We start from the raw sequence: 9,020 nt of genomic DNA, 5'->3' as shown, positions 1-9,020 counted from the left end.
TTGATGCACTGCGCTGAGTAACCAATATGCTATTGGAATCATCCACTATTATGGCGCAAGTAACATTAATCATAATTATTTTTTACCATTTCATTAATTCCATCACTCTTCTAAACTCCTCTTGAAGAGGGGCTTTAAGGTGAATTTCTTCATTGGTTACCGGATGCTTAAATATAAGTTCTGATGCATGTAATAACATCGTAGTCATTTCCCATTGCTCTTTAAACAGTTTATTTTGTTTATTGCACCCATGCTTGCGGTCGCCAATTATAGGATAGAAAATATGAGCAAAGTGTTTTCTAAGCTGATGCATTCTTCCGGTTGTTGGTGTAGCTTCCACTAAGGAATATCTTGAGGTGGTATGTTTACCGAAGGCAACATCCAGCTCTGCCCTCTTTAAAGTTATAAAAGCAGTAAAAGCATCCTGAATGGTTCCATTTTCTTTTGCAAGAGGATAATCTATATCCTGGCTATCAGGCGCATACCCTCTAACAATCGCAAGATATTTCTTTTGAACCAAACCATTTTGAAACTGCTGATGCATTGCTATTTCTACATCTTTTTCAAAAGCAAATAGTAGCAAACCACCTGTTTTCCTGTCCAAACGATGAACAGGGCTAACATGTCTGTTTACCTGATCTCTTAAAAGTTGTAATGCAAATTCTTTTGCATCATTGGCAATCGACGACCGATGCACAAGCAGGCCATGAGGTTTATTAATTGCAATTAAATGGTCATCCTGATAAACAATTTCTAGCATTTAAACTTTTTTTGGCGAAGATAACCTTTTAAACTTTCCTGTTCTATTTGGAAGTAACTTCTTCTACCTCTATTAAGTCCGGGCCATTTTCAATAGGATAACCATCAACCTTTGTTCCTTTTAAGGTAACCTCCTTATTTACATAAGCATTTAAATCAACCTTACTGCTTTTTAATGCATAGGTTTTAGCATCCACTGTTAAAATATGGGTACCATACTGGAATGTGGTCATCCCTAATTTTTCAATTTTACCGCTTAACTTAACTAAGCCCTTACTTCCTGCCTGTTTCGCTGTGTTACAGCTTACCATGGCAAATCCAATAAACAATAGGAATAATAATTTTTTCATAACCTTAAGACGTTAAAATTTTCAATTATGCTACAAATAACAATAATTAAAGATACTGAAATGTTGGGGGACGTAATGATTTACAGCCAGATTATTTATATATTTGAATCATATTAACATTAGTCACATATCTAAATAGGATTACCAAAAATCCAAACCTATAGCGGGAAGGCTATTTTATTGCCTTTTTTCCTATGTTACAATCGTATCCCTAATAATATTTAGAAAGAATTATTCTTTTCACATTGGAATTTTAAAAATGACTAATCATATAAAAGTCGCCCTAATTGGCGCAACTGGTAAAGCTGGAAGCTATTTACTAAAAACACTATTAAATCAAGGTTATACAGTCAAAGCACTAATCAGAAATCCATCATCTTATAATTACCTGCATCCCAATTTGGAGATTGTAAGAGGAGATATAAAAGATTTAGAAACAGCGAATGAGCTTATTAAAAACTGTGGAGTTGTGATAAGTGCTCTTGGACAAGCAAAAGATGAGCCTCTAATAGCAAGTGTAGCAGCTCACAACATTATAAAAGCTATGAATAAGCAGCAGATCAAAAGATATATATTCTTAACCGGGCTGAATATAGATGTTCCGGGAGATAAGAAAAGTATGAAAACAGTTCAGGCATCCACATGGATGAAGGAGACATTTCCAGTATTTGTAGCCGACAAGGAAAAGGCTTTTGAAATAGTAAAAATGAGTGGCTTGGATTGGACTATGGTACGGTTACCATGGATTGAACAGACGGAAGAAGTAAGAAACCTGACTGTAAGTCTGGAAGACAGCCCTGGTGAAAAGATTAGTACAACAGATCTGGCACATTTTCTCATAGATCAGATCTTAGAAACTGATTTTATTGGAAAAGCACCATTTGTGGCAAGCTTATAAAATTTATAAATTATGAGGGTTAAGCTATTTTCCCTCATAATTTTAAAACAGATTCAATTGTCCGCCATTCGGTGGTTTTGCATCACCAAAAACTGTTTTACCGCCATATTTCCATGAGTCGTTTCTCTCTTTTTCTATAAGCTCTTCAAAATTATCATTAGGAATAAAGTCCTTTTCAACTTTGAAAGACAGTTCGCTTAGCTTTTGTATAGCGTGAAGCTTATCGGCTTGATCTATTTTTGCTTTATAAACTGCTTTGCTTAGTACACTAATCGTTTCATCATAAACATTTAAAGGCACTGGGAATGGATGCCCATCCTTGCCTCCATGTGCAAATGAGAAACGGGCCGGATCAGTAAATCGAGCAGATGTACCATAAATAACCTCACTTACTAATGCAAGTGACTGCAGAGTTCTAGGTCCCATTCCCTCAAGTAGCAGCAATTCTTCAAAATCACTAGGGTTCTTTTCATGACTTAACCACAGCATCGCACCCAAACGTTTAAGATCTACATCTTTAGCCCTAACGTCATGATGCGCTGGCAAGACGAGTTTACGCACTTCTCCTATCATTCGTTCCGGATGCTCTGCTGTCATTGATAACATAGCATTACGGGAAAGTAATGCTTCTTTGGCCACAAGATTTAAAATTTGTCCTTGGTTTTTCCCACAAATGCCTGTATGGGGCTCATCCACAAAGGATTTTAATGATGACGAATGCCAATGATACCTACGTGCAGTCGAACTTCCATCTCTCATTCCCTGCTGCACAACAGTCCACAACCCGTGCTTGTCTACAATAAAGTTATGCATATACAACTGAAACCCATCTTGTAAAGCGGTATTATCAACCTTTGCACTTAGCTTACTGCTTCGTACTAAGTCATTACCATTTAACCCGGTGCGTTCTCCAAATTTAAGTAGTTCATCCGGAGTTTGTCTGGATTTTTTGCCTTTGCCTCCACAAATATATATGCCTAATTCTTTATAATGAGGGTTAACTGAGGCCTTTAAGGCACCCATAACTGAAGTGGTGATTCCGGAAGAATGCCAATCCATACCCATCACAGCACCTAAACTTTGGAACCAAAAGGGATCACTTAATCTCCGCAATACTTCAGCTGTACCATACTCGATAATTATTGCCTCTGTAATTGCCAACCCCAAACGCGACATACGTTCTGCCAGCCATTTAGGAACATATCCATAATGCAAAGGTAAATCAGCCGTCCCAGATCTTTTCATTACTAACAAAATTAGCAAAATATTACCAATAATTCAATTTAACATTTCTTAACATCTGCCTATTATAATCCACCTTATATTTGTGATATAAATATTTGGTTAGTATTTATAGTTTAGGTTTAGTTGATAAATAAAAAAGCACCGATGGATTTCGGTGCTTTTTTATTTAATCAAATCCTTAAATTTGCAGGGTTATCCCTCCCATCACCATCTATCAATGAGCACCAATAAATTAATAAATATACCACCCCTCCCTGCCGTACTATTGTCTATAATTAGCGTTCAAGCCGGAGCCGCAATAGCCAAAGGATTATTTCCTGCACTCGGGGCAACCGGTACTGCATCTGTGAGGATAGGTTTATCTGCAATTATTTTAGTGGGTGCCTACAGACCAAATTTCAAGCGTTTCACAGCAAAACAATGGAAAGCCGTTATCCCTTATGGTATATCGCTAGGATTAATGAATGTTATTTTCTATATGGCCATAGAAAGGATCCCACTGGGTTTAGGTGTAACACTCGAATTTATTGGACCTCTTTTATTAGCTGTAAGCGGATCCAAACGTATATTAGATTTCTTTTGGGTATTTTTGGCTGCAATAGGAATAGCTTTTATTGCACCCTGGAATGAAAAAGGTATTGATTTAATTGGTGCGTCACTTGCATTGCTGGCCGGAGGTTTTTGGGCAGGCTACATTCTTCTTGGCGGCCGAATAGCTAAAATTATGGATGGAGAACAAGCAGTAGCCGTAGGCATGATATTCGCCGCTATTGTAGTGGTTCCTTTCGGCTTTGGAAGCGGGGGCTTATCCAATTTCACACCCATTATGATCTTAAGCGGCGGTGCGCTGGCATTGTTATCAAGTGCTATTCCATTTACTTTGGAAATTGGTGCCCTTAAGAAATTACCAGCGCGTACTTTTAGTATTTTGATGAGCCTTGAGCCAGCAGCTGCAGCATTATTCGGGCTAGTGTTTTTAAAAGAACACCTCACCCTGCATCAATGGTTGGCAGTAACTTTTGTAATCATTGCAAGCCTTGGTGCCACACTAACTAAGGGCAAAAAGAATCTTTAGCTTGCCATCGGAATTCTATTCTTAGAAACCACCATTACAATAAGAGACCGTTGCTGCTCATCACGGAAATTGATTAGAAAATTCTTATTTCCATTGTTTTTGATCAAACTGGTTAGCCTTGGGAACATAATCGCTAATGATTCTACCTGTTTTATATCATCACTATCTACAATAAGAAATTGAGAAGAAGCATCATTCTTAATATGTTCTATATTCTGGTGAAAAGGGTGTAATGAATCCATAATATGATTAAGTTGAATTGATTTATAAACTGTTATTTAATATATAACGAGATTAATCGTCATTCCGCTACAACTAATTCGAATTATATTAATTTAGTTTAGACAATTGCACTTTCAAATTATTACATTACTTTAAAAACTTATCTATCGCCAGATAAGTCATAGGATGATAATTAGGCCTTGCTTTTTTGTAAATCTCTTTGGCCCTTTTCAAACCCTCTGGCGTTTTTATCATTTCTTTATACAAAGGAATGATGTGCCACATTCTTCCATTTTCTATTAAATAATCTTCTATTCTTTTATTGGCAGCAGTGTACTGATGGCGAATGGCCAATGTGTACCATGCCAACTGAATGTCAGTATTATTAGAACCGGTAAAGTTAAACTGACGATCTAAGTCAGCCATTCGCTTTGCAGTCATTTCAGGTGACAGGAGATTGATAAAGAATTTCTTCTCATTACTTGTAACGATTTCTTTAGTCAACACTGAAGTATCTTTCAATTCATTTTTATTCCATACCGATGCTATATGATCAATTTTAGCGAACTTTCCATCTTTAGCCCACAGACCTTTCGAATAAGCGATATTTGATGGAACACCAGGGCCATAAACCCAGTCATTTACCCTAATTTTCTTCTCAAGATCAGAATTACCTTTAATTAGATTCTCATTCAGATAAGCTAGAAACTGTTCGGTAGAAACAGATTGAAAAGCATGACCATCAAAATAGCCTCTTAAAAAAGTATCAAATTTTTCTCTTCCTACTGCCTCTTCAATTGTCCTTAAAAAGAAATAGCCTTTTTCATAAGCAATATCATTAGTACCCTCATCGGGGTTTCTTCCAGTATAATCAGTTTTCAGATAAGTATCCTTACTGGTATCGCCCATTTCCTTTACAGCATCTTCCAAAGCCTTTTTCGCAAATTCCTCCTGCATCTCGGCTTCCTGTTTACCAAAAATCTCCTCATCGATCCTTCTTTCAAAGTAATTGGTAAAGCCTTCGTTAAGCCAGAAATCATTCCATGTAGCATTTGTAACTAAGTTACCACTCCAGCTATGTGCCAATTCGTGGCTAATTATACTTACTAAAGACCGATCTCCAGCGATAATTGTTGGGGTAATAAATGTCAGATTAGGATTTTCCATACCTCCAAAAGGAAAACTCGGAGGCAACACAAGCAAATCATACCTTCCCCACCTGTATGGGCCATATAGCTTTTCAGCAGCATTTACCATTTTACCCATATCAGCAAATTCATATACCGCTTTTGCTAAAACCGAAGGTTCAGCATATACACCAGTGCGCTCATCTACTGCTTTAAATTCAATATCACCAACAGCCAATGCCAATAAATATGAAGGAATAGGATGAACTTGTTTAAAATGATAAATACCTGTACTGTTTTTTACTTCAGGATTCTCGGCACTCATTAAAGCCAGCAAATCGTTGGGAACTGAAACAGTTGCATTGTATGTAAACCTTATACCTGGACTATCCTGACAAGGTATCCAGCTACGTGCGGCAATACTTTCTGACTGCGTAAATAAATATGGGCGTTTTTTGCCTGCTGTTTGATGTGGGTTTAACCACTGCAAAGCACTTGCTTGTGCATTGGTTGTATAATAAATGGTTATCAACTTTGTTTCAGGGGTAATAACCACTTTTAGTGGCCTTCCTAAAAACTCCTTCTCCTCGCCATAGGTAAATGTGGTCTCCTTTTCTTCTGCACCAAGAGTGATTTTTGATATATTAAGCTGACTATCATCAAAAATAATCTCATTTGATTTAGCCTTATTGTTTATTTTCCAAACTGCCTTCCCACTAATCTGCTGACTTTCAAAATCAACCTTTATATCCAGATCCAGATGTTCAACTACAGCTATAGATGGTTTTGAGAAAGAATGCGGGTCTTCAACAAGCTGACTTGCAGCTTGTTCTTTTTGTTTACACGATAATATCATCAGAATTGGAATCAACAAGATTAGATTCTTTATTAGAACAGCTTTTTTAAACATGATAACCAGTTTATTTTTCAAATTACAATAAGTCGTTTGCAAGATTTGCCAGTTCACTACGTTCGCCCTTATCTAATGTAATGTGCGCGTATAGTGGATGGTTCTTTGCATTTTCAATCAGGTAAGACAGGCCATTACTCTCGGCATCAAGATAAGGTGTATCTATCTGATATATGTCGCCGGTAAATATGATCTTGGTATCTTCTCCTGCCCGCGAAATTATTGTTTTTATTTCATGTGGAGTTAAGTTTTGGGCCTCATCAACAATAAAAAAGATTTTAGAAAGCGTTCTTCCTCTAATATAAGCGAGGGGAGTAATTACGATTTTGCCTGTAGTTACAAACTCATCTATCCTTCCCTGCATCTTTAAATCATGATTATACTGCTCTTTAATGAACCTCAGATTATCCCATATTGGTGCCATATAAGGATCTATCTTCGATTTAGCATCTCCCGGTAAAAAACCTATATCCTTATTACTTAATGGAATAATTGGCCTGGTTACATAAATTTGCCTGTAATCTTTACGTTGCTCCAATGCACTGGCAATTGCAAGAAGTGTTTTTCCGGTACCGGCCTTACCCTGAATAGTTACCAGTTTAATTTCAGGATTAAGCAAAGCGTGTACAGCAAAAGACTGCTCATGGTTTCTTGGCGAAATATTAAATATTTTCTTTGACGCTACCGGATACAAGCGTTGCGTAGTAGAGTCGAACCATGCAGTTGCAGTTTTCCGGCTATTTTTTAATATGCAGAAATGATTTGGAGATTGGGGTACAATATCCAGTAACTCAGTGCTAATGCTGCCTTCAGTTTTGAGTTCTGCAAAAAGTTGTTCCGGAACTTTAGAAAGAACCGTTTTACCGGTATAAAGTTCATCTACATTTTTAATCTTTCCAGTTTCATAATCTTCAGCATACAGTTCAAGAGATTTTGCCTTTAAGCGCAGACATATATCCTTTGATACCAGTACCACTTTTTTCTCTGGAAATTCTTGCTTTAAGCTTAAAGCAGCATTAAGAATACGATGATCAAACTTTCCGGCTCCAAAAATTGCCTCAGCATCAGCATGATCTGGCTTATTATCCATTACCACTTTAAATCGCCCACTTTTAGTGCCATTTAAAGGAATCCATTGGTTCATTATTTTATTACCTGAAGCATTATCCATAAGACGAATAAAACTCCTTGCCTCTGCATTACGTGTTTCATTGCCATTTTTCATATTATCAAGCTCTTCTAGAACTTGAATTGGTATGGCAACATCATGCTCCTGGAAATTATTGAAAGCGTTATGATCGTATAAAATAACAGAAGTATCGAGAACAAAGATTTTCTTCTGTAACAAAGGATTTTTAGCAGTTTTACTCATGACACTTAAATTTAGCGATTTTTACGCTTGATACGAAATTGAATAAATAACCAAAAACTATTTAAAATTCTAAATATAAATGTGAAAAACACACCATAACAATAAAGCACCTCAATTTGAGGTGCTTTATTTTGATATTAATTTGATGTAAAATTAAGCTTTAGAATAGCAAATAGATTTTAAAACCAAGGTTATTGAAAGCTCCACTAGTGCTCAAATTAAAATTGGTATAGCTATTTTCATAACTACTTTGACCACCGGAATTATTTCCATTTTGTTTATCAACAGTGTAGAATGCGTTAGCTGATAATAAACTGGATTCAATGGCAAATCTTTTAGAAAAAAACCATGTCAAACCACCATTTACACCAACCGAATATTGATCCGTTTTCCTGTCTTCATAATTAGGATCGGCATTATCAGTTTTCGTATAACCATATCCCAGTGAACCGCCAGCAAAGGCGTATAGCTTTTTAACCAATGGATAGTACTGCTGATAATTCAAACCTGCTCCATAACTTTTTGATTTTGAACCAGATAATCCTTGTACATATCGATAATCTTGATTTCCATAACTAACATCAAGACCTAATTTCGTGTTGTCTTTTATAAATAATCCGTAGCTCAAAGTGAAATTATTTGCCTTTGTTTTTTCAATCTCGGTAGCTCCAGTTTCACTTCTGACCTCAGATTTACTTGTTTGTGAATTAATACCAAAACCTAAAGCATTGGTACCTTTTGTTTGGGCATACCCGCATAGGGAAGCCAATACTGCTACTGCAGTTAATAGTTTCTTTTTCATTTGTGTGTGTGTTTAAGAACTAAACTTAGCGATATACATTATCATTATGAAATATTTATTTTCATAATTTGTAACATCATTAAGATGAATGTCAATTATATCTAATGGAATAGCTATTAAGAAGGTTTTTCTTTCAGAAATGTATATAAACACAAAAACCCTGCAGCGTTTAGCTACAGGGTTTTGCTTAAGATTTGGCACCGACCTACTCTCCCACGTGTTACCGCAGTACCATCGGCTCTGGTGGGCTTAACTTCTCT

The 9,020-nt window shown here is 36.5% G+C and carries 9 protein-coding genes; 2 read left to right on the top strand and 7 right to left on the bottom strand.

What is annotated here, in order from left to right; translation table 11 throughout:
* Window positions 1-82 precede the first annotated feature (82 nt).
* Together AC1DG9_RS18090 and AC1DG9_RS18085 are read right to left on the bottom strand one after the other, a co-directional pair.
* Window positions 83-760 carry a pseudouridine synthase gene (locus tag AC1DG9_RS18090; protein ID WP_288883919.1) on the bottom strand — a complete coding sequence of 226 codons (678 nt, stop codon included), beginning with the start codon at window positions 758-760 and terminating at the stop codon, window positions 83-85.
* A 43-nt stretch (window positions 761-803) separates the two neighbouring features.
* Window positions 804-1,109, bottom strand: a complete 306-nt coding sequence (locus AC1DG9_RS18085) for a hypothetical protein (protein WP_288883920.1) — start codon at window positions 1,107-1,109, stop codon at window positions 804-806.
* 259 nt (window positions 1,110-1,368) lie between these two features.
* Between AC1DG9_RS18085 and AC1DG9_RS18080 the strand changes: the two genes are divergently transcribed.
* Complete coding sequence (locus AC1DG9_RS18080; protein ID WP_337717833.1) at window positions 1,369-2,007, top strand: NAD(P)-dependent oxidoreductase; 639 nt, start codon at window positions 1,369-1,371, stop codon at window positions 2,005-2,007.
* 42 nt (window positions 2,008-2,049) lie between these two features.
* Here the strand turns inward: AC1DG9_RS18080 and AC1DG9_RS18075 are convergent, their stop codons facing one another.
* Window positions 2,050-3,252, bottom strand: a complete 1,203-nt coding sequence (locus AC1DG9_RS18075) for a DUF763 domain-containing protein (protein WP_172662440.1) — start codon at window positions 3,250-3,252, stop codon at window positions 2,050-2,052.
* Between the two features lie 217 nt (window positions 3,253-3,469).
* Between AC1DG9_RS18075 and AC1DG9_RS18070 the strand changes: the two genes are divergently transcribed.
* Complete coding sequence (locus AC1DG9_RS18070; RefSeq protein ID WP_172662439.1) at window positions 3,470-4,327, top strand: EamA family transporter; 858 nt, start codon at window positions 3,470-3,472, stop codon at window positions 4,325-4,327.
* Here AC1DG9_RS18070 and AC1DG9_RS18065 read toward each other — a convergent pair.
* The 4 genes from AC1DG9_RS18065 to AC1DG9_RS18050 form a co-directional block, all read right to left on the bottom strand.
* Window positions 4,324-4,569, bottom strand: a complete 246-nt coding sequence (locus AC1DG9_RS18065; protein ID WP_048906350.1) for a hypothetical protein — start codon at window positions 4,567-4,569, stop codon at window positions 4,324-4,326. The genes AC1DG9_RS18070 and AC1DG9_RS18065 overlap by 4 nt on opposite strands.
* Window positions 4,570-4,696: 127 nt before the next feature.
* Window positions 4,697-6,586 (bottom strand): M1 family metallopeptidase, encoded by a 1,890-nt coding sequence (locus AC1DG9_RS18060; RefSeq protein ID WP_337717835.1) that lies wholly within the window; start codon window positions 6,584-6,586, stop codon window positions 4,697-4,699.
* Window positions 6,587-6,608: 22 nt separating this feature from the next.
* The gene (locus tag AC1DG9_RS18055; protein WP_337717837.1) at window positions 6,609-7,958 is read right to left on the bottom strand and encodes a PhoH family protein; all 1,350 of its coding nucleotides are present in this window, start codon (window positions 7,956-7,958) and stop codon (window positions 6,609-6,611) included.
* Between the two features lie 160 nt (window positions 7,959-8,118).
* Window positions 8,119-8,760: a porin family protein gene (locus AC1DG9_RS18050; protein WP_172662437.1), complete on the bottom strand. Its 642-nt coding sequence runs from the start codon at window positions 8,758-8,760 to the stop codon at window positions 8,119-8,121.
* Window positions 8,761-9,020 lie beyond the last annotated feature (260 nt).

The sequence above is a fragment of the Pedobacter sp. 05L430 genome, assembly GCF_056397585.1.
This window is presented reverse-complemented; position numbering and strand designations above follow the sequence as displayed.